This window comes from Planococcus sp. RAB007_Raresut (assembly GCF_057369535.1).
The window spans coordinates 1-298 of record NZ_JBXYIF010000074.1; the positions used below are offsets into that span (position 1 = coordinate 1).

The following is a 298-nucleotide window of genomic DNA, read 5'->3' on the forward strand; positions in this document are numbered from 1 at the left end:
GAGGATAACACGATGGCATCACTCGAAGAAGGGATTGTCACACGGGGCGAGTTGTTGCGGAGCGCGCGCAATATTTGTACGTTCATCTTGAAATCACCGGCGATGGAGCGTCTTCTCGGGATTCATGACGGTTCAGTCGAGGTGCTCGGCTTTGAGGATGAGATGAATCAACAGGATACATTTGAGTTGGATTACCAACATCTCGAAAACGGGGAACATGTGGAATTGTCAGGAATCGATACCTCGACTGGAAACACACACGTCTTCGCTATCTCGGTCGACCAAACGGGGACGTATG

At 50.3% G+C, this 298-nt stretch carries 1 pseudogene; it reads left to right on the forward strand.

The window, feature by feature from the left end:
* Nucleotides 1-298, forward strand: a pseudogene (locus AC2Q9J_RS17805) (beta-glucosidase); the annotation flags it as partial.